This window comes from Pseudomonas sp. BF-RE-22 (assembly GCF_019956155.1).
In the GTDB taxonomy this organism is placed as follows: domain Bacteria; phylum Pseudomonadota; class Gammaproteobacteria; order Pseudomonadales; family Pseudomonadaceae; genus Aquipseudomonas; species Aquipseudomonas migulae.
The window spans coordinates 1-25,141 of the sequence record NZ_JAHBDD010000040.1 but is presented as its reverse complement, the minus strand read 5'-3'; the positions used below and the strand labels follow the sequence as shown (position 1 = coordinate 25,141).

Annotated in this window: 24 protein-coding genes; 16 read left to right on the top strand and 8 right to left on the bottom strand. The window is 58.8% G+C overall.

Annotated features, from left to right (window positions below; translation table 11 throughout):
- Positions 1 to 22 precede the first annotated feature (22 nt).
- A complete protein-coding gene (locus KGA82_RS19380) occupies positions 23 to 1,201 on the bottom strand; it encodes a GGDEF domain-containing protein (RefSeq protein WP_223451914.1) in 1,179 nt (392 codons plus the stop codon).
- A 193-nt stretch (positions 1,202 to 1,394) separates the two neighbouring features.
- On the opposite strand from KGA82_RS19380, the gene KGA82_RS19375 reads away from it, so the two are divergent.
- On the top strand, positions 1,395 to 2,009 hold the full coding sequence (locus KGA82_RS19375; protein ID WP_192228804.1) for a dihydrofolate reductase family protein: 615 nt from the start codon (positions 1,395 to 1,397) through the stop codon (positions 2,007 to 2,009).
- Positions 2,010 to 2,041: 32 nt separating this feature from the next.
- Complete coding sequence (locus KGA82_RS19370; protein WP_223415373.1) at positions 2,042 to 2,521, top strand: VOC family protein; 480 nt, start codon at positions 2,042 to 2,044, stop codon at positions 2,519 to 2,521.
- A 29-nt stretch (positions 2,522 to 2,550) separates the two neighbouring features.
- On the opposite strand, the gene KGA82_RS19365 is transcribed toward KGA82_RS19370, so the two are convergent.
- The 3 genes from KGA82_RS19365 to KGA82_RS19355 form a co-directional block, all read right to left on the bottom strand.
- Positions 2,551 to 3,894, bottom strand: coding sequence for an MFS transporter (locus tag KGA82_RS19365; protein ID WP_008037839.1), 1,344 nt, complete (start codon positions 3,892 to 3,894; stop codon positions 2,551 to 2,553).
- Positions 3,895 to 4,010: 116 nt separating this feature from the next.
- Positions 4,011 to 6,140 carry a TonB-dependent receptor family protein gene (locus tag KGA82_RS19360; protein WP_223451912.1) on the bottom strand — a complete coding sequence of 710 codons (2,130 nt, stop codon included), beginning with the start codon at positions 6,138 to 6,140 and terminating at the stop codon, positions 4,011 to 4,013.
- 210 nt (positions 6,141 to 6,350) lie between these two features.
- Positions 6,351 to 6,839, bottom strand: a complete 489-nt coding sequence (locus tag KGA82_RS19355) for an isochorismatase family protein (protein ID WP_223451910.1) — start codon at positions 6,837 to 6,839, stop codon at positions 6,351 to 6,353.
- A gap of 110 nt (positions 6,840 to 6,949) precedes the next feature.
- Here KGA82_RS19355 and KGA82_RS19350 point away from each other — a divergent pair, with 110 nt between their 5' ends.
- Positions 6,950 to 7,378 (top strand): hypothetical protein, encoded by a 429-nt coding sequence (locus KGA82_RS19350; RefSeq protein WP_223451909.1) that lies wholly within the window; start codon positions 6,950 to 6,952, stop codon positions 7,376 to 7,378.
- 121 nt (positions 7,379 to 7,499) lie between these two features.
- Here the strand turns inward: KGA82_RS19350 and KGA82_RS19345 are convergent, their stop codons facing one another.
- Complete coding sequence (locus KGA82_RS19345; RefSeq protein WP_008035576.1) at positions 7,500 to 8,117, bottom strand: LysE family translocator; 618 nt, start codon at positions 8,115 to 8,117, stop codon at positions 7,500 to 7,502.
- Positions 8,118 to 8,264: 147 nt separating this feature from the next.
- On the opposite strand from KGA82_RS19345, the gene KGA82_RS19340 reads away from it, so the two are divergent.
- The 6 genes from KGA82_RS19340 to KGA82_RS19315 all read left to right on the top strand — a co-directional run bounded on the left by KGA82_RS19340 (position 8,265) and on the right by KGA82_RS19315 (position 15,386).
- Complete coding sequence (locus KGA82_RS19340; protein ID WP_192228809.1) at positions 8,265 to 8,717, top strand: Lrp/AsnC family transcriptional regulator; 453 nt, start codon at positions 8,265 to 8,267, stop codon at positions 8,715 to 8,717.
- Positions 8,718 to 8,894: 177 nt separating this feature from the next.
- Entirely contained in the window at positions 8,895 to 9,236 is a 342-nt protein-coding gene (locus KGA82_RS19335) for a hypothetical protein (RefSeq protein ID WP_223451908.1), read from the top strand.
- A 99-nt stretch (positions 9,237 to 9,335) separates the two neighbouring features.
- Entirely contained in the window at positions 9,336 to 10,592 is a 1,257-nt protein-coding gene (locus KGA82_RS19330; RefSeq protein WP_223451907.1) for a TolC family protein, read from the top strand.
- Entirely contained in the window at positions 10,589 to 11,887 is a 1,299-nt protein-coding gene (locus KGA82_RS19325; protein WP_223451906.1) for an efflux RND transporter periplasmic adaptor subunit, read from the top strand. Before KGA82_RS19330 ends, KGA82_RS19325 begins: the two co-directional genes overlap by 4 nt.
- On the top strand, positions 11,884 to 15,042 hold the full coding sequence (locus KGA82_RS19320) for an efflux RND transporter permease subunit (RefSeq protein WP_223451904.1): 3,159 nt from the start codon (positions 11,884 to 11,886) through the stop codon (positions 15,040 to 15,042). The genes KGA82_RS19325 and KGA82_RS19320 overlap by 4 nt, the downstream gene beginning before the upstream one ends.
- On the top strand, positions 15,039 to 15,386 hold the full coding sequence (locus tag KGA82_RS19315; protein WP_223451902.1) for a copper-binding protein: 348 nt from the start codon (positions 15,039 to 15,041) through the stop codon (positions 15,384 to 15,386). Before KGA82_RS19320 ends, KGA82_RS19315 begins: the two co-directional genes overlap by 4 nt.
- 111 nt (positions 15,387 to 15,497) lie before the next feature.
- On the opposite strand, the gene KGA82_RS19310 is transcribed toward KGA82_RS19315, so the two are convergent.
- Positions 15,498 to 15,923, bottom strand: a complete 426-nt coding sequence (locus tag KGA82_RS19310; protein WP_223451900.1) for a hypothetical protein — start codon at positions 15,921 to 15,923, stop codon at positions 15,498 to 15,500.
- A gap of 129 nt (positions 15,924 to 16,052) precedes the next feature.
- Between KGA82_RS19310 and KGA82_RS19305 the strand changes: the two genes are divergently transcribed.
- The 3 genes from KGA82_RS19305 (at position 16,053) to KGA82_RS19295 (ending at position 18,901) form a co-directional block, all read left to right on the top strand.
- Complete coding sequence (locus KGA82_RS19305; RefSeq protein ID WP_223451899.1) at positions 16,053 to 16,709, top strand: TetR/AcrR family transcriptional regulator; 657 nt, start codon at positions 16,053 to 16,055, stop codon at positions 16,707 to 16,709.
- A 1,086-nt stretch (positions 16,710 to 17,795) separates the two neighbouring features.
- Positions 17,796 to 18,068, top strand: a complete 273-nt coding sequence (locus tag KGA82_RS19300) for a hypothetical protein (RefSeq protein ID WP_223451898.1) — start codon at positions 17,796 to 17,798, stop codon at positions 18,066 to 18,068.
- 263 nt (positions 18,069 to 18,331) lie between these two features.
- Positions 18,332 to 18,901: a YSC84-related protein gene (locus KGA82_RS19295; protein WP_008024532.1), complete on the top strand. Its 570-nt coding sequence runs from the start codon at positions 18,332 to 18,334 to the stop codon at positions 18,899 to 18,901.
- 156 nt (positions 18,902 to 19,057) lie between these two features.
- Here KGA82_RS19295 and KGA82_RS19290 read toward each other — a convergent pair whose 3' ends face one another.
- A complete protein-coding gene (locus tag KGA82_RS19290; RefSeq protein ID WP_223451897.1) occupies positions 19,058 to 19,939 on the bottom strand; it encodes a LysR family transcriptional regulator in 882 nt (293 codons plus the stop codon).
- 100 nt (positions 19,940 to 20,039) lie between these two features.
- Between KGA82_RS19290 and KGA82_RS19285 the strand changes: the two genes are divergently transcribed.
- The 3 genes from KGA82_RS19285 to KGA82_RS19275 are packed head-to-tail and all read left to right on the top strand — an operon-like array spanning position 20,040 to position 22,597.
- The gene (locus KGA82_RS19285) at positions 20,040 to 21,104 is read left to right on the top strand and encodes an alkene reductase (protein WP_223451896.1); all 1,065 of its coding nucleotides are present in this window, start codon (positions 20,040 to 20,042) and stop codon (positions 21,102 to 21,104) included.
- An 11-nt stretch (positions 21,105 to 21,115) separates the two neighbouring features.
- On the top strand, positions 21,116 to 21,952 hold the full coding sequence (locus tag KGA82_RS19280; protein ID WP_223451894.1) for a pirin family protein: 837 nt from the start codon (positions 21,116 to 21,118) through the stop codon (positions 21,950 to 21,952).
- A gap of 60 nt (positions 21,953 to 22,012) precedes the next feature.
- Entirely contained in the window at positions 22,013 to 22,597 is a 585-nt protein-coding gene (locus KGA82_RS19275) for an isochorismatase family protein (RefSeq protein ID WP_223451891.1), read from the top strand.
- Between the two features lie 322 nt (positions 22,598 to 22,919).
- On the opposite strand, the gene KGA82_RS19270 is transcribed toward KGA82_RS19275, so the two are convergent.
- The gene (locus KGA82_RS19270) at positions 22,920 to 23,783 is read right to left on the bottom strand and encodes an OST-HTH/LOTUS domain-containing protein (RefSeq protein ID WP_223451889.1); all 864 of its coding nucleotides are present in this window, start codon (positions 23,781 to 23,783) and stop codon (positions 22,920 to 22,922) included.
- A 294-nt stretch (positions 23,784 to 24,077) separates the two neighbouring features.
- Here KGA82_RS19270 and KGA82_RS19265 point away from each other — a divergent pair, with 294 nt between their 5' ends.
- Entirely contained in the window at positions 24,078 to 24,701 is a 624-nt protein-coding gene (locus tag KGA82_RS19265; protein WP_223451887.1) for a glutathione S-transferase family protein, read from the top strand.
- Positions 24,702 to 25,141 lie beyond the last annotated feature (440 nt).

Below are 25,141 nucleotides of genomic sequence, written 5' to 3'. Positions count from 1 at the left end.
GCGTATCAACACAACTGGCGAGTCAGCGGGTAGGTGACAGCTCGTCGTTGGCCAGGGTCCGATCCACCAGGCGCAGGCTGTTGCGTCCGCCACGCTTGGATTCGTAAAGCGCGGCGTCGCCTTGCTCGATCAGGGCGGCCAGGCTCGCCGGTGGCTGGTCGAACAGGTTGGCGCCGATGCTCAAGGTGACCGGTTCAGGCGTGGTGAATGCCTGTGCGGCGGCCTGGTGAAACCGGTCCCGCAGCGCGTTGCCCAACCCGACGACTCGCTCACTCGATGCGTCATTCAGCAGGATGACAAACTCGTCACCGCCCAGCCGGGCCGCCAGTGCACCGCCGGGCAAAACCGCGCGAATCATCTCGCTCAGCGAAACCAGCAATCGATCGCCGGCCGTGTGGCCGTAGAGGTCGTTGACCAGTTTGAAGTTGTCGATGTCGATCAGCAGCAGCGCGCCCGGTCGCGTGCCCGAGACGTTCTCCAGCAGGCGCGGTGCCCGCACTTCGAGGGCGCGGCGGTTGTACAGGGCGGTCAACGGATCGCGTGCCGCCAGTCGTTCAATCCGTTTCTCCCGCCGGTAGCGCTCGGTGCCGGTCATCGAGAGCGCGATCAGCATGATCGCCATCGCGCCCTCAACCAGCGAAATCTGGATGATCTCGCCACGAAAGGCCGCCAGATCGATCAGCGTGCCTGGCACGACCACCGATATCGCCTTGGCCAGATAAAACAGCCCGTGGGTCAGCAGCACATAACGCAGTTGCACCGCGCCCACGCTCAAAGACTTGCCATGAGGACGCAAGAGGAAGCTGGCCCTGAGCGTCGGCAGGGCGACCAGCAGCGAGTTGGCCACCAGCATGATCTTCGACCACGACGCTTCGTCCGGCAGCAACAGCATGGCAAACCAGGCTGCAAAAATCAGGTACCAGGCACGAGACAGGCGCACCTGCGTAAAACGCGCGACGCCCAACAGGAACAGAAAGTGGGCCGTCACCAACAGGCCGTTGGCGAACCAGATACCGATCAGCAACAGGCCGCTGATGCGCAGCAAGGCGAGGGTCGAACCCACGGTGATCGTGGCAAATCCTGCGCTCCAGAACAGCAGCGAGGGTTCGCGAATGCTGCGCCACTCGATCGCCAGATACAGCGCGGCGGCTGCTGCGAGGGCGATAGAGAGTGTCAACATCGTTGGAGGGTCGAGCGCCATAGCCGGACGGGTCTGCCTGATCTGCGGGAGAGGGCTGTGATTGTAGCGTTCAAGACTGTTTTTCGCAGGGCTCGTCATCCGTATATCGCACTGTCGATTTCCCGGCGTCTCGTTCGACTACGGTTAAGGAATGCGCCTGATCGTCGGTGTTTCCTGCAAGAGCGCTGTCACGAAGACCAACCGGGAGAAGACCATGCGCACGCTCACTGTTGCCGCTTTCATCAGTCTTGATGGCGTTATTCAAGCGCCCGGCGGACCCGAAGAGGATCCCGGCGGCGATTTCCGTTTCGGTGGCTGGATCGTGCCTTACGCCGACGAAGCCTCCGGCCAGGCCATCAACGAACTGTTCTCGCAGCCGTTCGAGTTACTGCTGGGGCGCCGAACCTACGACATTTTCGCGGCGTATTGGCCCGGTAAAAACGGCCATCCCATCGGCGACCTGTTCAACCGCGTGGCCAAGCACGTCGCCACGCATCGACCCGATACGCTCGACTGGCAGAACAGCCATGCACTGAAAGGCAACCTTGCCGACGCGATACGCGTGCTCAAGCAGCAGGACGGCGCCCGTTTGTTGACCCAGGGCAGCAGTGATCTGGTGCGCCAATTGCTGGCCGCCGGGTTGGTCGACGAGCTGCGGTTGATGACGTTTCCCGTGGTCCTGGGGCGTGGCAAGCGCTTGTTCGGCGACGATGCGCTGGCGTCGGCGTTCACCCTGGCGCACTCGATCACCACGCCAGCGGGTGTATTGATCAGCCGCTACGAACGCAGCGGCGAAGTACGTACGGGAACGTTCGAAGACGTTGACTAGGAAAAACCGCCACATTCTTTTGGAGAACAAAAATGGTCAGCAAAAACACGATTTGCCTGTGGTATGACGGCGCCGCGCTGGACGCCGCGACGTTCTACGCCGAAACATTTCCGGACAGTGCGGTGAACGCTGTCCACCGCGCCCCCGGCGACTATCCGGCGGGCAAGAAGGGCGACGTCCTGACGGTGGAGTTCACGGTGATGGGCATCCCGTGTCTCGGGCTGAACGGCGGGCCGTCGATCAAGCACAACGAGGCCTTCTCGTTTCAGGTGGCGACCGACGATCAGGCCGAGACGGACCGCTTGTGGAACGCGATAGTGGGGAACGGCGGTGAAGAAAACGTCTGCGGCTGGTGCCGGGACAAGTGGGGTTTGTTCTGGCAGATCACCCCTCGGGTGCTGACGGCGGCGATCACTGATCCCGATCCCGCCGCGGCCAAGCGTGCATTTGAGGCGATGATGCAGATGGGCAAGATCGACGTCGCGGCGATTGAAGCGGCGCTCAGGGGTTAGCCGGGTTAAACAGACCACGAGGGTGAGTTTCACCCTCGTGCCACCGCTGGCACCTCTGTTGGCTTCTCACCTGATGAAACATCGTGCAGGGAGATCTTCGAAGTCTCCGGCAACGCCAGGCCGCCAACCAATGCCAGCACTGCAATCGCAATCAGATAGAACGCCGGTGAGAGATTGCTGCCGGTGGTACTGATCAGCCAGGTCGCCATCAGCGGCGCGGTGCCGCCGAACAGGGTGTAGGCCATGTTGTAGGTGATCGCCGATGCGGTGTAGCGAGTGCGTGTCGGGAAGGTTTCCGAGAGCAGGGCGGCGGTCACCACGTTACACAACACGGCGCCAATCGCCAGGAGCATGACGCCAACGATGGACGCTGCGAACGAGCCGGAACTGGCCATCATGAACGATGGATACACCGCGACGATCAACAGCGCGCAGGCCGTCATCACCGTCATGCGCCGCCCGACCCGGTCCGAAAACAAACCGGCCAACGGGCACATCAGTGCGGCGAAGATCAGTGCAATCAGCGACACCAGCAACGCCGTTGCGCGACTCAGGCCGCCCGCGACCTGCAAGTAAGTCGCGAAGTAGGTGGTGAACATGTAGAACGACAGGGCTGTCAACGAGATGAACGCACCGAGTGAGCAGATGGCCGAACCATGGTTGCGCAGGGTCTCCTTGAGCGGGGAGTGCGCGACAGCATGTTGCTGGGTGACGGCCTGGAACGCCGGGGTTTCATCCATCTTCCAGCGCAGGTAAAGACCGACCAGGCCCAGTGGCGCGGCAATCAGGAACGGCAGGCGCCAGCCCCAACTGCCCATGGCTTCGGCCGACAGTGACGCCTCGAGTGCGTAAGCCACCACGGCTGCCGATGCAAACGCGGCAAAGGTCGACACCGGAATGAAACTGCCATACCAGGCTCTTTTATCGCTGGGGGCATGTTCCATCAGATAGGCGCAGGCACCGGCATATTCGCCGCCCGCGGAAAAACCCTGGGCGCAGCGGATCAGGCTCAGCAGCACCGGCGCCGTGACACCGATAGCGGCGTAGGTCGGCAACAAACCGATCAGGGTCGTCGCGCCTGCCATCAGCAGGATGGTCATCGCCAGAGTGCGCTTGCGACCGATCCGGTCACCGAGCATGCCGAAGAAAATCCCGCCCAGAGGCCGAAACGCAAAGGCCACGGCGAATACCGCAAAGGTTTTCAGCAGCGCAGCGCTGGCATCGCCGCTGGGGAAAAACTGCTGGGCGATGGTCGTCGCCAGAAAGCCGTAGACGGCAAAGTCAAACCACTCGACGAAATTGCCGATGCCGGCGGCGACAATCACTTTTCTCAGGGTTTGCGGACTGACCTGCTCTGTCGCGGCGCTTGTCATGCTGAACCTCGATGTCTCATGGGTTTAGCGTTCGATTATCGCGGCAGTCGCTGAAACGTCTCAGCTCAAAAGTGTCGTCGGCATAGTCAGGACCGACTCAAAAGCATGCCCAGGCCTCAGCGCAAACTCCACGACACCCCGACATACGCCGCCATACCTTCGCCCGGCGTCGACCGTGCTGCGTCCAGACCTTTGTCGTCGTAGCCCGGTGTGACGGTGGCGGCGTAGTGCTTGTTGGTCAAGTTGCGTAGGTCCAGCCAGGTCTGCCAGTCGCCCTTGGGGGCGTTGTAGCCCACCGTCGCGCCGAACAGTGCGTAAGGGTCGGCGTAATAGCTGTTGGCGTAATCGACCGCAGTTTTCGACACCCACTGCGAATTGAGCCCGGCGAAGAAACCCTGGGGCCAGTCGTAGCGCAGTTCGCCCTGGTAGTAGTGCATCGGCAAGCCCGGCAGGCGGTTGTCGCCGAAGCGGTCGTCGTCGCGGTAGTGGAAGTCGCTGAAGGTGTAGCTCTGGCGCAAGCTCAGTTGGCCGCCATCGCCGGACGACCACAGGTTGCTTTGCAGGCTGGCTTCCACGCCTTGGTGCACGGTCGGGCTGGCGTTGAGTTCGTAAGGCGTCACGGCATTGGCATCCGGCAACACCGAGAGCAATTCGTGCTGCACCTGAGCGTAGTACCAGGCCAGGCTCCATTGCCCCATCGTGCTGTCGCCGCGGCCGCCGAGTTCGAGGGTGGTCGCGGTCTGGTTTTGCAGCTTGACCGGATCGCGCTGGGCGCCTGTGGCGACACCGCTGCCTGCCGGGAAGCGAATGTTGGAGCTGTAGATCAGCGACCACGGGTGCGGCGCTTCGACCGAGCGGCTGAGGTTGCCGAACAGCTGCAAGTCCGGTGTGAGTTGGTAGCGCAGGCCCACGCGTGGTGCGTAGTCCCAGTCGTTGAGGCTGGTTTTGCCGCCACCTTCCGGGAAGGTCACGGCGCTTTCGCGGCGGGTGTAAATGGCGGCGAGGCCGGTGGTCAGCCACAGGTCGTCGGCGATCTCCAGGTCATTGCCCATATGCAAGACCGTGTCCGAACCCTGGTAGGTGAAGTTGCGAATGGGCGTACCCGGCGCAAAGCCGGCGGTGTTGCCGGTGGGGATGCGCACTGATTCGCTGGCGCCGGCATTGGGCAGGTGCTTCGTCACGCGCAGGCCCAGCGTGCTTTGGCTTTCCAGGCCCCAGAGGGTGTCGCGACGCTTATAGTCGAAGGTGCCGCTGACGTCCGTGTACGCCACCTTCAAGCGGTTGGGACCCTCACGCAAGTCCATCGGGTAGTCATGGTAGACAAGACCGGTCTGGATACTCGAATCGTCATCGATGTAGTAGGTGGTCTTGTTGCCGAAGAAGGTGCTGCCCGGTTGTTCGCGACGGTCGTCCCGCGTCACGTAAGCAGGGTTGGCCGCCCGTGGGTCGTGTTCGATGGAGCGTTTGGTCACCCGCCCGGCGAGGTCGTTGTCGGTCTGGCGATAGCGCAGGTAGAAACGCGTTTCCAGCTTCGGGTTGAAGCGATAGCCGAAGTTGGCGATGACGCCCTGGCTCTCGCTGGCCGTGTGATCCTGATAGCCGTCGGCGCGCGCATCGGTCGTGGACACGTAGTAGTCGAAATCCCCCAGCACCTGCCCGGAACTGACCTGACGCTGCTGATAACCGTGGCTGCCCATGGCGTAGCGCACTTGCAACAGCGGTGCGTCGTAGCCGGTGTGGCTGATGTAATCGACGGCTCCGCCCAAGGCCAGCGCGCCCCTGTCAAAACCGTTGGCGCCGCGCAGCACTTCCACATGATCGAGCCACAGCGGCTCCAGCAACTCGTAGGGCGTGCCGCCCGGGCCGGTCAGCGGCAGACCGTCGAGCATGGCGTACAGCCCCGAGGCATGGGCGCCCGGTGCACGGTTGATCCCCGAGCCACGGATCGAAATCTTCACCCCTTCATTGCCCGCAGACTGGGCATAGACCCCCGGCTGATAGGCCAGCACATCCTGGTTGCTGGCCACGCGGCCCTGAAGGGGGCGGCGCATATCGACCACATTGGTGCCGCCGGGCACCTGGGCAAGCCGGGCCTCGGCGTCCTCGATCGTCTGGTCTTCGCCGCGCTGCTCCTCAGCCTGAATCAGCACCTGTCCCAGCTCCAGGCCTTGGGCTTCCTCGGCCATGGCCGGACAGGCAAGCGCCAGCCCCAGCAGCGCAGCGGGCACGGATTTGGGCGAGGGCATCGAGAGAACTCCAGACAGATAGAAACGGGCAGTGAGAACTGCGACGTATGAACTAACGAGTGGAACACATGGCAATTTTGCTTTTTTGCCTGCTCAACGTTCATCCGCTTCGGTGCAGCCATCCTGACCCTGCGCCGACAGGCTGCCGCACAAGCGACGTGCGCCTATCCACGAATGCCTGCTGCGGTGGCTTTCCTGTTCGCGATCACGTCACTTTTGCTCGGCGATCAATCCTGAAAGAACTTCAGCTGAGGTGGTGGTGTGCCGAAAATGGTGGGTCCAGAGGCTGATACCCAGTTGCCCGGAGCGGTCCAGGGATGAACCCACCGTGAGGTCGGTGACGAGCGTCGGATAAAGGCCGGCGTCAAACAGTGCAAAGCCTGCGGCCAGGACACAGGTGTCCGTCTGGATACCGCAAACCAGGACACGGTCCGGCTTCAGGCGCTTCAAATAGTCCATGGTCTCAGGCGAAGGTGCATAGCCGTGCTTGACGAAAACCTGCTCTGTTTTTACCGCGCTGCTGTCGAGCGCCGCAGGGTGCCAGCCGAGCTGTTGATGGAACGGCGTGCGCTGCTCGTCATGCAGCTCGACGGTCGCCACCGCCGGGACAACGTCCGCGATTTTTTGAATACCTTTCACGAGCCATTCAGGCGGCGAGAAGGTGGATTGAACATCCACAACGAGAAGAACTTGGCGCATGGTCTGGATTCTCCATTCGGCGCGCTACATTATCACCCCGTGCACTCAGCGCCAGTGCACAGCAGGTGTCTTATTGACAGGACTGCTACTCATATCAAGGAGACACCAAGATGGTCGAAGAGATTTTGAAGTCGAAGCTGGTCAATTTTCTGGTGCCCGACGCCCGAGTGGACTACGACACCGTGAGCGATCTGTACGACGAGGCGGGGAGTGGCGATGTGGACGCGCTGGCCGATGTGCTTGAGGTCTTCAGGCACGCATACGGTGGACTTTGGGTTGGCGGGAAGGTGGAGGTGACTCACTCCGTGGTTCGCTTGAGCGCCAATGCCCTGAACCGTGTCATTCAGGATGGAACGATGGATATTGAACTCCCGCTGGCATTGGTCCGCAAGGTCAGCGTGGAAGGTGGGTTTGTCACGAAGATCGTCCGACTGGACACCGACGTTGGCAGCGTTAAATTCCGCTGTTTTGGTGCGAAGGACGTCGCCTCGCTGATCGAGAGAATGACCCACTCGACAGCGTCGATCCTCGCTCGGTAAGCAGGCGTTGTGGAAGGTGCCAGCGCCGCTGGAGAGTGGCGGCAATGCCACTCTCGTTCGCCAATCCGTGCAGTGTTGGCGTGGGGCATAAGCGCTGTGCAATGCTGGCCTTGTCACTGGCTTAACCCAACAGCTGCTCGCCGAGCAAAACGACCGCGATGATGATCATGGCCGTTCCGGAGAAACGACTGACACACCGGGCCGCGGCGGGGCGTGCTTGCAGTACGGCCTGTGAGCCGAATCCCACAAGCAGATAAATCACGCCACAACTGACCGTGTGGATGAGCCCCAGCGCAATCATCTGCATCGGCACAGGCCAGGCCGCTGCCGCGTCGGTGAACTGAGGCAACAGCGCCAAAAACAGCAAAAACACTTTCGGATTCAGCCCGCTCACACAAAGCCCCTTGATCGCCCAACGCTGCCAGGAGCCCGGTGCCTGAGCATCATCTGAGTGCGGTGTAGCGGGGCGGGCGAGCATGTTGATGCCCAACCACAGCAGATAACCGGCCCCGGCAACGGTCAGCACCGACAAGGCAACGGGGTGGTTGGCCACCAGCGTGCCGACGCCCGCGGCAACGATCATCGTGGCAATCAAATGACCGGACAACAGCCCACCCACGGCAGGTATCACGACCCGGCCCTTCAACCCCGCCGAAATCGCGTAGGCCCAATCCGCCCCTGGCGTTATGACGAACAGAATCGACACCGCCCAAAAAGCCACGAAAACACTCAAGGTCATGGCGCTAACCACTCCTGCTGCTGATACACCGTGCTCTGCATCGTCCCGCTCCGAAAAATATGGGTGCGAGGAAGAATAAGGAAATCTTGTTAGAATTTACTTTCAAAGATGATCATCAGAATGCGCAGAGTTGGGAGAAAATTCTAAATGGACAGGATTGATCGCAAGATTCTTTCTGAGCTGCAAAAGGACGGTCGCCTGTCGGTCACCGAACTCGCCGAACGCGTGGGCCTGAGCCTTTCCCCTTGCCACCGACGCGTCCGGGCCCTGGAAGAGTCGGGAGTGTTGCTCGGCTACAGAGCACAACTGGACCCAACCGCATTGGGCCTTAACTTTTCAGCGATGGTGTTTGCCACGTTGCGCGAGGGCGACCGCAAAGCGGTCGAGGCGTTCGAGACGGCGCTTGTCGACATCCCGCAGGTGGTCGATGCCCAGCGGTTGTTCGGCGAACCGGATTATCTGCTGCACGTCATCACTCAGGATTTGCCGGCCTTTCAACGGCTCTACGATGAGAGCCTTTCGACCTTGCCCAATGTGCAGCGGTTGACGTCGACGCTGGTCATGAAACGGGTGGTGCAGGACAGGCCTTTGCCGCTGTGATGAGAGAGGCGGGCGATAGGAAGCACACGATCCCGCGTGGACTTCAGGGTTGTCGATGAACACGTAATGCTGGCTTAATTCATCTCCGGTGTTATCGCCTGCGTCGGAACCTGGCGACAGGTTGCTGACGACTCAAGCCCATCGTAAGAGCCATTTGCAGCGACTACACTTCACCCCATGAAACGCTATCTGCGGTTTTGCATCATTTTCATGATCAGCCTGGCGCTTCCCCTCAGCGGGATGGCGGGCGTTCAGGCACCGACAGAACCGTGCCCCATGAAGACGATGGGCATGGCGATGATGGACGGCATGGGGATGGACTGCTGCAACGACATGAAAAGCCCCACCGAGCACGGCAAGCCTTGCAAACCAGGCCAGGAATGCAAGACGGGCGGCATGCTGCAAGTCTCGATTATCAAGCCTCCCATAACCGTATTCAGCCCCGTAGCGCTTTCCTTCTTCAGCGATTCCCTGCCCGTGAAAACCCCGTCCGGGGTATGGCGACCGCCCCGCGTTTGATTCCTGTCCCACATCGAACCTCATTCCGCATTAGCGGGATGACCTGGCTGTGCGCATGTCTTTTGACGCGTGCAGTTGATGATCACAGGAATCGTAGACATGAACTCCAAGTGCTATTGCACAGGCTGGCCCCTCGTGGTCGGCCTGGCGGCAAGCGTACTGGCATTGCCGAGCTTCGCTGCCGCACTGACACTCGATGAAGCGTTGCGGCTGGCCGAAAACAATGCGCCGTCACTGACCGCACAAGACGCCAGGATTCAGGCTGCCAGCAGCGCTGCCATCCCGGCGGGTGAACTACCTGATCCCAAGTTGCTTCTGGGGGTGCAGAACTACCCCATAGGCGGTCCGGATCGCTGGAGCCTCGACCAGGATTTCATGACCATGCAAATGGTCGGGGTCCGTCAGGAGATGCCGAACAGCGACAAGCGAAAAGCCCGTATCGAGGTCGCCGATGCGGCTGTTGATCGCGCTGCCGCCGAGCGTCGGGTCGAACGTCTGAAGGTCCGCCAGTCCACCGCACTGGCCTGGATCAGCAGCTATTCAATCGAGCGTAAAGATGCGTTGTTCCAGGACTTCTACAAAGAAAACCGCCTGCTGAGCGATACCGTCCGGGCCCGGATTGCTGGCGGCCGCGCCCAGCCCGCCGATGCGGTGACACCCAAACAGGAAGCCGCTCAGTTGGCAGAGCAGCAGGACGATCTGATTCTGCAGCGAGCCCAGGCCCGAGCAGCCCTCAAACGCTGGATTGGCTCAGCCGCCAACGACAAGCCTGTGGGCAGCCTGCCTGAATGGCCCGTCGATAGCTCAAGCTACTCCCATCAACTGCAACACCATCCGGAGCTGGCAGCGTTTGCGCCGATGACCCGCGAAGCGCAAGCCAGGGTTCGTGAAGCCGAGTCGGAGAAGCAATCGGATTGGAGTTGGGAGCTTGACTATCAGCGTCGTGGCCGACAGTTCGGCGACATGGTCAGCGTGCAGTTTTCCTGGGATCTGCCGTTGTTTCCTGACGCTCGCCAAAACCCGAAAATCGCCGCCAGACACGCTGAACTCAACCAGCTTGAGGCCGAGCGCGAAGCCTTGTCACGCGAGCACACCCAGCAACTGGAAAACCAACTGGCTGACTATGAGCGCCTGAATCGTGCCGTGCACCGAAACCAGGAAAGCCTGTTGCCGCTGGCCAAGGAAAAGGTCGAACTCAGCATGGCCAGCTACCGGGCCGGCAAAGGCGATTTAGACACCGTTGTGAGCGCCCGACGTGAACTCATCGAAGTTCGGCTCAAACAGATCGACGTGGAAGAGCAGCGCGCGCTGACCAGTGCGCGTTTGTATTTTGCTTACGGGGAGGCCAGCCAATGAAACTTGAAAAATGGAACGGGGCATTGCTGGTTAGCCTTTCGCTGGCATTGGGTGTTGCCGGCGGTTACGGGGTCGCGCACCAGCGTATGAGCGCAGCGCCAAATGCGGTGGCGGAGCAAGACATCAATGCTTTGCCCGAACGCAAAGCCCTGTATTGGTACGACCCGATGTACCCGCAGCAAAAGTTCGACAAACCGGGCAAGTCCCCCTTCATGGACATGCAACTGGTTCCCCAATACGCCAGCGGCGCAGGAGACCGGACGACTGTCAGTATCGACCCGGGGCTGACCCAGAATCTCGGGCTGCGTTTTGCGACTGTCACCCGTGGAACCTTTCATTCCAGCCTCGACGTGACAGGTGTCCTGGCGCTCAACGAACGTGATGTTGCGGTGATTCAGGCACGCACCGTTGGCTTTGTGGAGCGAGTCTATGCCCATGCTCCCGGAGATGTGCTGAACGCCAACGCGGCGTTGGCGGATATTCTGGTGCCGGATTGGGCTGCGGCTCAGACGGAGTTCCTTGCCCTGAAGCGTAGCGGCGACGCTGAGCTGTTGGCTGCAGCCCGCCAGCGACTGCAGCTCACCGGAATGCCGGCAGCGCTGATCACTCAGATCGAGCGTAGCGGTAAGGTTCAGCCATACCTGACGCTGACCAGTCCCATCGCCGGTGTGCTGCAAGCGTTGAACGTACGCACGGGCATGACCGTGGCGACGGGCGACACGCTGGCACGCGTCAATGGCTTGAGCAGTGTCTGGCTGGCCGTGGCCGTTCCAGAGTCGCAGACCGGATCGATCACAGTGGGGCAGACGGTCGAAGCACGGCTGCCAGCCTTTCCGGGGACCGTGCTCAACGGCGAGGTCAGCGCTATTTTGCCCGAGACCAGTGCGGACAGTCGCACCCTGCGTGTGCGGGTGGAACTGCCCAATCCGGACGGACACCTCAGGCCGGGTTTGACGGCGCAGGTGCGCCTGAACCGTTCGAGCGAACACAGTGTGTTGTGGGTGCCGAGCGAGGCGGTTATTCGCACGGGGCGACGGGCCTTGGTGATGCTCGCCGAAGACACTGGCCACTACCGCCCGGTAGAGGTGCAACCCGGGCAGGAAAGTGATGGCAAGACGGCCATTTTGAAAGGTCTGGAAGAAGGCTGGAAGGTGGTTACGTCTGGCCAGTTCCTGCTGGACTCGGAGGCCAGTCTCAAGGGCATTGTTGCCAGCACTGAGGACGAGTCGCCACCCAGCGCAGCAGCCTCCGGTATTCATGAGGCGGATGAGGAAAAATCGGGGAGCCAGCCATGATTGCGGCCCTGATTCGTTGGTCAGTCGCCAACCGGTTCCTGGTGTTACTGGCGACACTGTTCGTCACGGCGTGGGGCATATGGTCAGTGCAGAGCACACCCATCGATGCGCTGCCGGATCTCTCGGATGTTCAGGTGATTATCCGCACTCCCTTTGCGGGGCAAGCGCCGCAGATTGTCGAGAACCAGGTGACCTATCCGTTGGCCACCACCATGCTCTCAGTGCCGGGAGCCAAGACGGTGCGTGGTTATTCCTTCTTCGGTGACAGCTTCGTTTACGTGCTGTTCGAAGACGGCACTGACGTGTACTGGGCCCGTTCGCGGGTGCTGGAATATCTGAGTCAGATACAAAGTCGGTTGCCGGCCAGCGCCAAACCGGCGTTGGGACCGGATGCAACGGGGGTGGGCTGGATCTATCAGTACGCACTGGTGGATCGCAGCGGCGGACACGACCTGGCGCAACTGCGCGCGCTTCAAGACTGGTTCCTCAAGTTTGAACTCAAGACCCTGCCCAACGTTGCGGAAGTGGCCACGGTGGGGGGAATGGTCAAGCAATACCAGGTGCAACTCGATCCGCTGAAACTGGCCAGCTTCGGCATCACTCAGACAGAGGTGACCGAGGCTATCGGCAAGGCCAATCAGGAAACGGGTGGCGCGGTACTGGAGATGGCAGAGACCGAGTTCATCGTGCGCGCTTCCGGTTATCTGAAGACGCTCAATGACTTTCGGGCGATCCCGCTCAAGTTGGGGGCGGATGGTGTGCCGGTGACCCTTGGCGATGTCGCCACTATTCAGTTGGGGCCGGAAATGCGGCGGGGCATTACCGAACTCGACGGCGAGGGCGAAACCGTCGGTGGCGTGGTGATTTTGCGCAGCGGCAAGAACGCTCGCGAGACCATTGCGGCGGTCAAGACCAAACTCGACGAACTGAAAAGCAGTTTGCCGGCCGGAGTGGAAATCGTCACCACCTACGACCGCAGCAAACTGATCGACCGCGCGGTGGAAAACCTCAGCCACAAGTTGATCGAAGAGTTCATTGTCGTCGCGCTGGTTTGCGGGATTTTCCTTTGGCACTTGCGCTCATCACTGGTGGCGATCATCTCCCTGCCGGTGGGCGTGCTGATGGCCTTCATCATCATGCGTTACCAAGGGATCAACGCCAACATCATGTCCTTGGGCGGGATTGCCATCGCCATCGGCGCCATGGTCGATGCTGCCGTGGTGATGATCGAGAATGCCCACAAGAAGATTGAAGCCTGGCACGCGGCCAATCCGGGGGAGGAACTGAAGGGTGAGCGTCATTGGCACGTCATGACCGAAGCAGCGGCAGAGGTCGGCCCGGCGCTGTTCTTCTGTTTGTTGATCATCACCTTATCGTTCATTCCGGTGTTCACCCTGGAAGCGCAGGAGGGGCGACTGTTTGGCCCGTTGGCGTTCACCAAAACCTATGCGATGGCCGCAGCGGCGGGGTTGTCGGTGACCTTGGTGCCCGTGCTGATGGGGTACTGGATTCGCGGGCGAATTCCCGGTGAGCAACAAAACCCGTTGAACCGCTGGTTGATCAGGATCTACCAGCCGGCCCTGGAGGCGGTGCTGCGCCGTCCCAAAGTCACCCTGCTGGTGGCACTGGTGGTGTTTGTCAGTGCGCTATGGCCAATGTCGCGCCTGGGCGGTGAGTTTCTCCCGCCTTTGGACGAAGGCGATCTGCTCTATATGCCTTCCGCTCTCCCGGGGTTGTCGGCACAGAAAGCTGCGCAGCTGCTGCAACAGACCGACCGCCTGATCAAGACGGTGCCCGAAGTCGAGCACGTGTTCGGCAAAGCGGGGCGTGCGGAAACTGCCACCGACCCGGCACCGCTGGAAATGTTCGAGACCACCATTCAATTCAAGCCACATGAGCAATGGCGGCCAGGCATGACCCAGGAAAAACTGGTGGAAGAACTGGATCGCGTGGTTCGGGTTCCAGGGCTGACCAATATCTGGATACCGCCGATTCGCAATCGTATCGACATGCTTGCCACCGGCATCAAAAGCCCGATCGGAGTGAAAGTCGCCGGCACCCAATTGACGGACATCGATGCTGTCACCCAGGCAGTCGAGCGGGTGGCCAAAGGCGTACCCGGTGTCAGTTCAGCGCTGGCCGAACGCTTGACCGGCGGCCGCTATATCGACGTGGATATCGACCGCAAGGCCGCCGCTCGCTACGGGCTGAATATCGCTGATGTGCAGTCCATCGTGGCCGGCGCTATCGGCGGTGAAAATGTCGGGGAGACCATTGAAGGGCTCGCACGTTTCCCGATCAACGTACGTTACCCACGGGAGTGGCGTGACTCGCTTGGTGCCCTGGAGCAATTGCCGATCTACACGCCGTCAGGCATCCAGATCACTCTGGGGACAGTGGCCAACGTCAAAATCAGCGACGGCCCGGCGATGCTCAAAAGTGAAAACGCGAGGCCTTCAGGCTGGGTCTATATCGATGTGCGTGGCCGGGACATTGCCTCGGTGGTCGCTGATTTGCGCCATGCCGTAAACGAGCAGGTCAAGTTGCAGCCTGGCATGAGCCTGAGCTACTCAGGGCAGTTCGAGTTTCTCGACAGAGCCAATGCACGACTCAAACTGGTGGTGCCAGCCACGCTGTTGATCATCTTCGTGCTGCTCTACCTGACGTTTGCGCGCTTCGATGAGGCGTTGCTGATCATGGCCACGCTGCCATTCGCGCTGACTGGCGGGGCATGGTTCATCTATCTGTTGGGATTCAATCTGTCGGTCGCCACCGGTGTCGGCTTTATCGCCCTGGCCGGTGTTTCTGCCGAGTTTGGCGTGATTATGCTGCTCTATCTGAAAAACGCCTGGGCAGAACGTGAAGACCTCGGCGACAGCACTGAGCGCGGGCTGGTTGCGGCAATTCGTGAAGGCGCTGTGCAGCGTGTTCGCCCCAAGGCCATGACCGTGGCCGTGATCATTGCCGGTCTGTTACCCATCCTGTTGGGCAGCGGAACCGGCAGTGAAGTGATGAGCCGCATTGCCGCGCCCATGGTCGGCGGCATGATCACGGCTCCCTTGCTTTCCCTTTTTGTCATTCCGGCAGCCTATCGCCTGATGCGCCGCCGACATCTCGTCATTGAATCCACTCACCTTAAAGGAAACGTCGTATGAAACTGACCCATATTGCAGTGGCCGGAACCTTGGTTGCATTGTCTTTCCTGGCTCGTGCAGAGGACATGCCGGGTATGAAAATGGACGGTATGGAGGGCATGCAGACAAAAGAGACAAAGCAGGCGCCCGTCGCTAATGCCAATGGAACGATCAAGGCTATCGATGCTGCCAGGCACACGGTGACCATCTCCCACGGCGCAGTACCCGCCGTGCAATGGCCGCCGATGACCATGGCCTTTTCCGTGACGGATGATCAACTCGCCGGGCTGTCGGCCGGAGACCGTGTCTCGTTTGTTTTCCAGGTCGAGGGTGGCAGCGCGACGATTGTTTCAATCAAAAAATAGGGCAGCGGTGGTGCATGTGGCCGGCACATTTTGTGTGCCGGTCGTAAGGACAGCTATCGGTGCGGGGCGACTCTCACCCCGCATCGATACGCTGCTGAAAAACAGCTGACTTCAAGACGCGCGCGACTCATGTGTTGCGCTGCTCAAACCCATAGCCGTTACACCGATGCGCGAAAACACCAGCCACACAAACAGCAGCACACTGCAACCAACAAGAATGGACGCGACGCCAATCAACGGCTCGATGGATGCGACGCCCTTGAGCCGCAACGTCAGTGCGCCAAGCATCACCGGGACGCCAATGTTGTACATCCAGAACTGTGCGGCAGCCGCGCGCCCTTCGGTGATTGACGGGTGCGCTGTGCCGATGATGCCGAACAGGGCCATCGACACCCATCCCAACAGATTGACATGAGCATGTACCGCGAAAAGCGAGTGGTCGCCGGAAGCGCCCATCGCCACGCCCAGCATCACGCCAATGGCGAAGTAGAGGGCAGCGAGCCGAAACCAGGTCCGTGAACGGGGGTTGTGATTCATGGCATTCACCTCATGCGCCCAGAGGCGCGCTCAGTTGCTGAAATATAACGGGCGACCTCTTGTCGGTTGATTGTCGCGTGCCTATTATGAGACTCAAGTCTCATGAATAGACAGAGTCTCATATATTCCATGTCGATCCCGAAGTCAACCCCGTCTGAACCCGGCGGCGATCCGCAAGGCCGCGCCAACCAGAAGCTGCGAACGCGCCAGGCGCTGATCGATGCCGCCATCGCCTTGCGCGACGAGGGCCAAAACCCGACGGTGGCGCAAGTGGCAGAGCGCGCGATGGTCTCGCGCGCCACGGCCTATCGCTATTTCCCTTCGACCGAGGCATTGATCAGCGAGACGGCAGCGGATCGTGAAATGAAGCCGTTGGAGAGCTTCTGGCGACCGGGAGACGACCCGGTCAAGGGCATCGGCCTGGCCGCGAACGCGTTGAACAAACTCTTGATCGACGACGAGATCGGCCTGCACGTGATGGAGCGTTCGTTCATGTCGGTGTGGCTCGACAGCGAGACCCACGAGCCCCTGCGACCAGGCCGCCGGATGAGCTACATCGAACCGATCGTCGACTCGCTGAAGGACGTGCTCTCGCCCCGCGCACGCAAACGACTGAAGCAGGCGCTGTCGATCGTTATCGGCACCGAGGCGTTGATCGCCGTGCGCGATATCAGTGGTGCAAGCGTTGAAGAATCACTCGACACCGCCGCGTGGGCGGCGAGGGCGCTGGTTCGACAGGCGTTGCAGGAGAATGAAGAGGCGCGGCGAAAGCGCAATTCCATGTAGGCCGGGTTGCGGGTTTCTTCTGCGCGACACTGAGTTGCCTATGTTTGCTCAGGTAATGTGGGTGGCGGCTTTTGGCCGATTGCTGTCTGTCACGAAGGGCTGCGATCGCCCCTGTAGCGGCCGGTTGAGGCGTCTAGAAAAGGTGGGGTGATTCAGTTAGGGTCGATTTATGTATTGCACACCTTCTGAACGCCGTATCGGTTCGGAAGCTATTTCACAAAGCTTTGATCATAACTGGTCGTTCCGAAAGGGGGATTGGTCGTCATTGAGTAAGTCATATGAGATCCTTGAGACGATGACTCTAAGCTTTAGTTACGTTTGGCTACTGCCACTGCTTGAAAAACCGTACGAGGCCGTAAAGCTCGACCTTCCTGTCGCCGTGTCAGCTCTGGAAATTAAAGGATCATTACCAGCAGAGATATCGTTGCACCAGTTGCTTGTAACAGCACTTGAGTCTGACTCTGAGTACTGGTCTCAGCTTGCGATCAAATGGTTGGACGAAGGGTTTCCTGTTGACCACGACCTATCCGAACTATTGCTTCAATGCTCATCTCGGAAAACGCTCTCTCAGTCCATACGACACAAAGCTTTCAGTTTTGCTCGACGCGGGAAAAAGCTGAATGAGCATGCCTGGCATCTCGGTTAAGCAGCTCGCTTCAAACTACTGTCCCTGCTAGTTTCTACGTCGGCTTTGAGTCGATTCTGCCGATTACTTAACGGGTAGCTCTTGACCTATAACAGTCGCCCACAGTAGGGGCATAACGTTCCTAGGACGCTATAAAAATTCCTACACGAACCTCGGAACTCCTCACCTTGCCCGCCGTTCCGATGAAGCTTATAGTCCGCCCCGTCGCCCAAAATGGCGATTCGGGTTTGGCGACCTGACTACAGAGAATGCGAGGGCTCTACGCTTTGTTGCAGGGGTCGTCGCACCCGCAAAGCCGCTGTAATGGCGGCTGTGCGCGGGAGGCCTTCGGGTCTGCCGGTGTTCTCTGTGCCGGTTCGCCAACCTGCGCACAGCTGCCACCCAATCGTTTGGCGACGACTGAGTGACGGCCTTTGAGCCAATCAAACAGAGATCTTCAAATGAATCGATACATGCCCCTCACTGGAATCGACCTGGTTCCGGCTTCCCTGCTCATCGACACCGAAGCTCCACTCGACGTATTGCAAGCCGCCGCTGACTACCGAATTCGCGCAGTTACTCAGGTGCTGGAGAACATCGCCTTTCGTGCCGAGATTGGTTGCGACACGGTGGTGTTGTCGGACTTCTCCAAACTGCTGGCCATTCCGTTGCGCGACGGTTGTGACTTGATGGATGTGATTGGTCGGCGATTGCGGGCGCAGACGAAGGAGTGAATGAAAACGGGCGCTGAAGGCGCCCGTTTTTTGTTCAACTATAAAAAGATCTGGCATCGCTATTCTGCGGCATGACTCTTGCCCACTATCGGCCAACAGCTGACTGTCGATTTCGTCTGAGGAACATGCATGTGCATAGCATTTGACCAACTGCTTATTAGGATTAAAGTCTAAGGGAAAGATCGACCCCGTCGGTCTTTGATCCGCAACGGCTATCGCCACGCAGGTTCCTCAATGGCAGGTACAGAAACGGAGTATTGCTCATGATCAAATACCTTCGAATGATGGCAATGATTTCAATCCTCGCGATCACGGCGGGCTGCCAAATGGGTCAATCAACTTCCGCCTCTGATGCGATGGCTGCTAACGCGGAAATGGACCGCGAGGCGAAAGCGGCGTTACAGAGTTTGTATACCAAAACGCCGCAAGCACGCGCCCTCGCGCAGCGAGCCAAGGGTATCCTCGTTTTCCCTGATGTGCTGAAAGCGGGCCTCATCGCCGGCGCACACCATGGCGAAGGCGAATTGATTGAGAACGGAAAAGTGACGGGATACTACGCGACCACAGCAGCCTCATACGGCCTTCAGGCGGGCGTGCAGCGGTTTGGATACGTGATGTTTTTCATGACCTATTCAGCGATGAATGATCTGAAAAATGTTAATGGATTTGAGGTCGGCGTGGGCCCAAGCATCGTGGTCGTAGATTCAGGCATGGCCAAATCGATAACTACCTCGACGGCTCAATCCGATGTCTATGCGTTCATCTTTGATCAAAAGGGCTTAATGGCCGGGCTGGGATTGCAGGGTTCAAAAATTACCAGGCTCAATCGCTGAGGCCGTCTGCATGTCGCTTACACAGAATTTAGTTGTGTTGCATCGACCTGCTGAATTCACAATCCCTAGCTGCCCTTGGCAGAGGGCAGCAATGGGTCGTTTTCAACCAGTCGCCATAGGCAGAAAACGGCCAGAAGCGGCCATTCGCTCTGGACACTACGCGCATTCAAGCTTATCTCGCAGAAACTCAATAAATCTTTGGGTTTTCGCCGGAAGCAAACGGGTTTCAGTCAGCGCGTAAACCGATACAGGCGATGCCTGCCATTGCGGTAGAACTTTGCGAAGTTTTCCGTCCGCAAGGTCCTGCGCCGCGATACCGTCTGGCAACAACGCCACACCGAGATCCAACGTTGCCAGACGCCTTAGCATGCCTACGCTGTTGAGTTCGAATCGCCCTCCTATATCTACCTGCTCGTTATCTGCCTCGTTGGACAGCGTCCAACGGTCGCCTCCTGCTCCACGCAATCGCAGGCATTCATGGTTGACCAGTTCAGATGGATGCTCAGGAGCACCGGAGACCTCCAAGTATCTTGGAGATGCATACAAGCTGCGCCGCAAGCTTGCGAGCTTACGAGCGATCAGGGTCGAGTTCGGCGGCTCCCCCATCCGAATCACCACATCAACCGGATCACTGATCAGATCGACCTGACGTGGGCTCAGATCGAACTCAAAACTTATGCCGGGGTAGATCCGGGCAAACTCCGCAATCAATGGGGCCAGGTAGACAGTGGCGAAGTCGACGGGTAGCGAGGCGCGCAATAAGCCGCTGGGCCGGGCCAGCATTTCCCCTAGCTGCTCATGCGCCAGACGGGCCTCATCGACGATTCGTTTGCAGCGTTCAAAGTACAACTGGCCCGCTTCGGTGGGCTCGATCTTGCGAGTCGTGCGGTGCAACAACCGCAAGCCAATCCCCTTCTCCAGCGCGCTTATTCGCCGGGACAAGGTCGAGTTGGGTATCCCCAGCGTTTCTGCCGCACGCGTGAAACTATGCGCCTTCACTACCTCGACAAACAGCGCCATGTCGTTGAGAAATTCCACAGCATTATCCCATTAATGGATTAGTCATTTCGGCTTTCGCGGATTTATCCCGAATCCGGATTGATCAATCATAACCACATCACTACTGAGGAACACCGTAATGAATGCTCTTTTTTCCGAAGTCCAGGTAGGCCGCTACTCCCTGTCCAACCGTATCGTCATGGCGCCAATGACCCGCTCGCGCTCCGATGACGCTGGTGTGCCCAGCGACATGGTTGCAACCTACTATGCACAGCGCGCCACCGCCGGCTTGATCATCAGCGAAGGCGTCTTCCCCGTTGCACTCGGTAAAGGCTATGTCCGCACACCAGGTATTGAAACCACCGAACAGATTGCCGCCTGGAAGAAAGTCGCCGACGCGGTTCACGCTCGTGGTGGCCGCATTTTCATGCAATTGATGCACTGCGGGCGGGTTTCACACCCTTCGTTGCTGGCCAACGGCGCACAGCCGCAAGCGCCCTCTGCAATCAAGGCCGCAGGCCAGACCTACACCGCCACCGGGTTGCAGGATTTCGTGATACCCCACGCCCTGACCGTCGCTGAAATTGCCAATGTGGTTGAAGGCTACCGTCAGTCCGCACGTCGGGCGATTGAAGCCGGTTTCGACGGTGTTGAATTGCACGCCGCTTCGGGATACCTGCCTGAGCAGTTTCTCTCCACCGGCAGCAACCAGCGCGACGACCAATACGGTGGCTCGGTAGAAAACCGTGCTCGCTTCGTTCTGGAAGTGCTCGCCGCCATGGTGAGTGAAGTGGGCAGTGACCGTGTCGGCATCAAGATCTCTCCAGAGATGAATTTCAACGACATCGTCGATGCCAATCCACAGGAAACCTACACCTACCTGGTCAAGCAACTTCGCGACTTCAAGCTCGCTTATCTGCACGTGGCGCTGTTTGGTGCCCAGTACGACTACCACGCCGCATTGCGTCCGCTATTCGACGGTAGCTACCTGATCGGCAGTGGCCAGACCAAAGACAGCGCCGAGTCGCTGATCGCTGACGGTAAAGCAGACGCAGCGGTGTTCGGCGGTGCCTTCCTGGCCAACCCCGATCTGCCTGAGCGGTTCCGTACAGGCGCTGAGTTGAATACTCCAGAAAAGGACACCTTCTACGCCCCGGGCGAAGAAGGCTATATCGATTATCCCACCCTGTCTCAAGGGGCCTGAGGACCGCAGCCATGCCTTCCATCGCACGTTTACAGCGCATGAACCATGGCAGCCAGTTTCGGGCGTTCAGTCTGCGCGGCGATCAGTATGCGAAACCTATCGATCCATTCCTCGGTGTGGACCATGCATGGATCAGCGGACCGACGTTTCCACCCCATCCGCATGCGGGTTTTTCAGCGGTCTCCTACCTTTTTCTGGATTCGGAAACAGGCATCGACAACCGGGACTCGCTCGGCAATCGCAATCTGATTCAACCCGGTGGTTTGCACTGGACGGCGGCGGGTGAAGGCATCGTTCACGAAGAGGTCCCTGCTGAACCGGGCAAGACTGTTCACATGCTGCAAATTTTTATCAACCTGCCCAAAGACATGCAAGCCGATGCGCCCTTTGTCTTCAGTGTGGAGGCCCAGGATGTGCCTACCGTTTATTTGGCAGGCGCGAAAATACGTGTCCCGCTGGGTAACTTCGAAGGGCTGGATTCTCCGTCGTTACTGCCTACGGACGTAAGGCTTCTGGACATCTCCCTTGAAGTCGCAAGCGAAGTGAAGATTCCGGTACCGCAAGGGCATGTGGCGTTCGTGATGCCAATCGACGGAGAGATGTATATCGACGGGCAGGCCTTCGACCTGACTGACCCCAAGGCGCCGGTCAATCTTCCTCAGGGCGCTGATCGGGTTGTCACCCTGCAAGCAAAGAACGGAAATGCCAAGGCAGTCATGTTTTCCGGCACTCCGTTGAATCAACCGGTGTTTTGGCAAGGGCCAATGGCCCTCGCTTCGATGGACGCGCTGGCCACAGCAGTAGACGGCTACCGGCGCGGCGAGTTTGGAACGCTGCAAGCTCGTTAAACGATTCACTTATCCAACAACCGGGGCAAGTGCCCCAACGTAGACGCCAGGAGAATCACCATGACATTCGAAAATTTCAATGCTAAGAATGCGGCCCTACTGCTGATCGATCACCAAGTCGGGACCATGGGCTGGGCTAAATCCATGCCCTTTGAAGAGCTGAAGCGCAACGCACTGATGCTTGCAAAAGCAGCACGCATCCTGAAGCTTCCCGTCGTACTGACTTCCAGCATGGAAGAATATGCCCAAGGCCCGCTGCTGAGCGAACTGGAAGAGATCCTTCCGACTGAATTTGCTAGCCGCATCAAACGACTGGGCATCGTCAATGCAATGGACGATGAAAACTTCGCCGCAGCCGTGAAGGCAACAGGCCGCAAAAAGCTGATCATTGCCGGTGTGACCAACGATGTGTGCACGGTCTACCCGGCGCTATCTTTGGTCCGTGATGGTTATGAAGTCCAGGTAGTTGCCGATGGGGGCGCTTCACCTACCGCCATGGCTGATGACATTGCTTTGCGCCGCATGGATAAGGCCGGTGTGACGCTGACTACCACCAACCAGCTAATCGCCGAACTGGCAGGTAGCTGGGCAACACCGGAAGGCGGCGAGTTGGTTCAAGTGCTTATGGAAGCCTTCGGCGAATAAGCAAAATCTCAATGGCCCGGAACGCCTCCAAGCGGGGCTTCCGGGCTTCTATCGATTGCGCAACAATGTATTTCTGGCTTGATTGGGCTCCCGTGACGTTCATGTTTCAGTCCAGGCCAAGATATTTCTCTCCCCCAACACCACCCACTTCTTCTGCACCCGCTCGAACCAAAACGTCGTATTTATGCCTGTGGGGATGATCAACCATCGCCAGTGCTGACCGACCGCTTTGGGTCGAATGCAGCCCTTCGCGACAGGCAGCATTCGGCCAGGAGCAGTCACTCAGTGCGCTTACAAAAGGAGGGACGATTCAATTTCCCATTCAGCTGACCTTGCTGCGATACCAGACGGCAGTACGTTCATTATCAGCCTGGAATTTTCGTATTTCGAACTGCATTGATTCGTGCAGGACATGCCTCCAGCTGCTGCAGCCGTAGCGCTTGGGCGTCTGCGCTGGATAGGTACCACCAATCCAGCGAATGGATGCTTCCAATCGAGTCCAGCCACCTTCGGCAAGCTTGGTTTCTGCTTCACGTAAGCAGCAGCAAATCCCACTATCAGGCCAATCAACTGAGCCATCCACTCGGATACCGTCGAGCGCATCTTCAAATGCTTGGCTTTGTATAAACGAAGCCATTTTAGCTCGTGCCTCAATCATGTTTTTGGCCCAACGTTGCAGACTCAGGCAATGCCGATTGATGGTTTCGTAGCTTTCCTCCAGAAAACCATCCGCCGCCTGGCAGCCCGATTCAGACCAGAGATCGAAACGCTCAATGAAGTGGTGGACCAGGTTATTTCGCAGGTCAACCAGCTCCTTGAGGTCGGCCTTCATTGCCTCATAGTCCTCGGCTGTCATTTCCAACTGGTATTGATGCCTGAACCAGATCTGGTCACCGACATAGGCTTCGGTCTGTGACTCTTCTTCATTTGGGTGCGGCGGGGTCAGAAAGCTTTCGGTCAACATCCCGATCAATGTACCCATCGTCTTTTTCTTTGCACATGCGACCTTCTGGTCGCGGATGCTAGACAGCTGATCTGCAGGACCGGTCAGTTCGTAATGCGCGACAATGGCTTTCAGCTGCCGTTCGTATTGTTGCACGCGCATCAGACAGCGTCCGAGCTTGCGCTGCACGATGTGTTGAGTAGCAGGTACATCATCCGAGGGCACGGTAGTGACTTCATCCATGATCAACGACTCAGGCATAAGTGGTCGGACTGGAGCGTTCACCGCAATACGCTTGCCCTGCCAGGAAGGCTTGCAACGCGTAAATCGGACGCCTATCAAGCTCAGTGTAGGTTGAGTCAATCCGCTCGGATTTTTTCAAAAGAATTTGTCGATAGCTGCGTCTGTGCAGGCTTTCATCGAAAAAAAACGGGACGTCTATGTGTGATGACTCGCAGCGTCGGGCCTGGCTTGTGTGACAGTCGGCGCGCTTTAGCGGATGACTGAACTGAGCCCGCAAGGAGGAAGAAATACGTCATGAACGCCTTACTGGAATTACACGGTGCGCCCACAGGCAATTGCATCCGGGCAGCCATCGCCCTCGAAGAAGCGGGGCTGGCGTACACGGTTCGACTGGTGGATCTTTCAAAAGGCCAGCAAACAGGGGCGGATCATCGCTCCCTGAATCCGGCCGGAAAAGTCCCGGTATTGGTCGAACGAAAGGGCGATGAGCCTGCCTTTGTACTCACTCAGTCGAACGCGATCATTTTCTACGCTGCCGAAAAGGCTCCAGAGCGGCTCTTGCCCAGTGCCGCTGGCCACAGAGCTACGGTGTATGAGCGATTCTTCTTCTTTTTGACCGATGTCATCGCACCGGGCCATTCGGCGTTCTTGCTTCGCGGCCAAGGGCTCAACGATGGCTCTGCGCGGCTGGTCGAGCGCATGCTTTTGTCAATTGAGTTGGCTGAACAGTTCGTCAGTGCTGATGCTTATATGGCGGGAAGCTGTTTCTCCATCGCGGATATCGCGGCCTACAGCATCATGTCGTCAGTGGAGGCAGACATCCCGTGGGGGCGTTTGCCCAAGCTTCGCCGCTGGTATGAAAGGGTAGGCGCTCGACCCAGCGTGGTCAGGGGATTTCAGGCATTCAGCTCGCGGTGAACTGTTGGCGTCCGGAAGTTTTAGAGGTTTTTGCTCAATGCATGCTTCAGTCCAGATATTCGTTTGTTGAACTCGGGCTGACAGCACCTATCTAAAAATGTGGGGTAACGTCCCACACAAAGATGCTGACTGGCTCTCAGGGATCGTGCGGAAACCGCAGTTGCTGGTTAATGCTGCAGATTTATGGCCGTGCCGGTTGGCTGGCCGCTCCAATGGGCGGCCGGGAACTCACTGGACATTGCGTTCGATAGGGACATGACTGCGCAACTCCAAGCGGAGGTGCATCATGCTGATCAAGAAATGTTTGTTGGCCCTGGCAATTGGCGGGGTCCTGTCGGCATCGACTGTTCTAGTGCCCGATTACATCAGTAGTTTCTCCAGCGTGTATGCCAAAGATGGCGGCAGCGGTGGTGGCGGCGGTAACAGCGGAGGCGGAGGAG

Bases quoted from the DNA above. Each gene is read 5' to 3' on its own strand.
- KGA82_RS19375 (WP_192228804.1), top strand. From the start codon at position 1,395: ATGCGCACGCTCACTGTTGCCGCTTTCATCAGTCTTGATGGCGTTATT.
- KGA82_RS19280 (WP_223451894.1), top strand. From the start codon at position 21,116: ATGCCTTCCATCGCACGTTTACAGCGCATGAACCATGGCAGCCAGTTT.
- KGA82_RS19355 (WP_223451910.1), bottom strand. From the start codon at position 6,839: ATGCGCCAAGTTCTTCTCGTTGTGGATGTTCAATCCACCTTCTCGCCG.
- KGA82_RS19370 (WP_223415373.1), top strand. From the start codon at position 2,042: ATGGTCAGCAAAAACACGATTTGCCTGTGGTATGACGGCGCCGCGCTG.
- KGA82_RS19335 (WP_223451908.1), top strand. From the start codon at position 8,895: ATGAAACGCTATCTGCGGTTTTGCATCATTTTCATGATCAGCCTGGCG.
- KGA82_RS19365 (WP_008037839.1), bottom strand. From the start codon at position 3,894: ATGACAAGCGCCGCGACAGAGCAGGTCAGTCCGCAAACCCTGAGAAAA.
- KGA82_RS19285 (WP_223451896.1), top strand. From the start codon at position 20,040: ATGAATGCTCTTTTTTCCGAAGTCCAGGTAGGCCGCTACTCCCTGTCC.
- KGA82_RS19270 (WP_223451889.1), bottom strand. From the start codon at position 23,783: ATGGATGAAGTCACTACCGTGCCCTCGGATGATGTACCTGCTACTCAA.
- KGA82_RS19305 (WP_223451899.1), top strand. From the start codon at position 16,053: ATGTCGATCCCGAAGTCAACCCCGTCTGAACCCGGCGGCGATCCGCAA.
- KGA82_RS19315 (WP_223451902.1), top strand. From the start codon at position 15,039: ATGAAACTGACCCATATTGCAGTGGCCGGAACCTTGGTTGCATTGTCT.
- KGA82_RS19340 (WP_192228809.1), top strand. From the start codon at position 8,265: ATGGACAGGATTGATCGCAAGATTCTTTCTGAGCTGCAAAAGGACGGT.
- KGA82_RS19330 (WP_223451907.1), top strand. From the start codon at position 9,336: ATGAACTCCAAGTGCTATTGCACAGGCTGGCCCCTCGTGGTCGGCCTG.
- KGA82_RS19300 (WP_223451898.1), top strand. From the start codon at position 17,796: ATGAATCGATACATGCCCCTCACTGGAATCGACCTGGTTCCGGCTTCC.
- KGA82_RS19380 (WP_223451914.1), bottom strand. From the start codon at position 1,201: ATGGCGCTCGACCCTCCAACGATGTTGACACTCTCTATCGCCCTCGCA.
- KGA82_RS19325 (WP_223451906.1), top strand. From the start codon at position 10,589: ATGAAACTTGAAAAATGGAACGGGGCATTGCTGGTTAGCCTTTCGCTG.
- KGA82_RS19265 (WP_223451887.1), top strand. From the start codon at position 24,078: ATGAACGCCTTACTGGAATTACACGGTGCGCCCACAGGCAATTGCATC.
- KGA82_RS19295 (WP_008024532.1), top strand. From the start codon at position 18,332: ATGATCAAATACCTTCGAATGATGGCAATGATTTCAATCCTCGCGATC.
- KGA82_RS19360 (WP_223451912.1), bottom strand. From the start codon at position 6,140: ATGCCCTCGCCCAAATCCGTGCCCGCTGCGCTGCTGGGGCTGGCGCTT.
- KGA82_RS19310 (WP_223451900.1), bottom strand. From the start codon at position 15,923: ATGAATCACAACCCCCGTTCACGGACCTGGTTTCGGCTCGCTGCCCTC.
- KGA82_RS19345 (WP_008035576.1), bottom strand. From the start codon at position 8,117: ATGACCTTGAGTGTTTTCGTGGCTTTTTGGGCGGTGTCGATTCTGTTC.
- KGA82_RS19320 (WP_223451904.1), top strand. From the start codon at position 11,884: ATGATTGCGGCCCTGATTCGTTGGTCAGTCGCCAACCGGTTCCTGGTG.
- KGA82_RS19275 (WP_223451891.1), top strand. From the start codon at position 22,013: ATGACATTCGAAAATTTCAATGCTAAGAATGCGGCCCTACTGCTGATC.
- KGA82_RS19350 (WP_223451909.1), top strand. From the start codon at position 6,950: ATGGTCGAAGAGATTTTGAAGTCGAAGCTGGTCAATTTTCTGGTGCCC.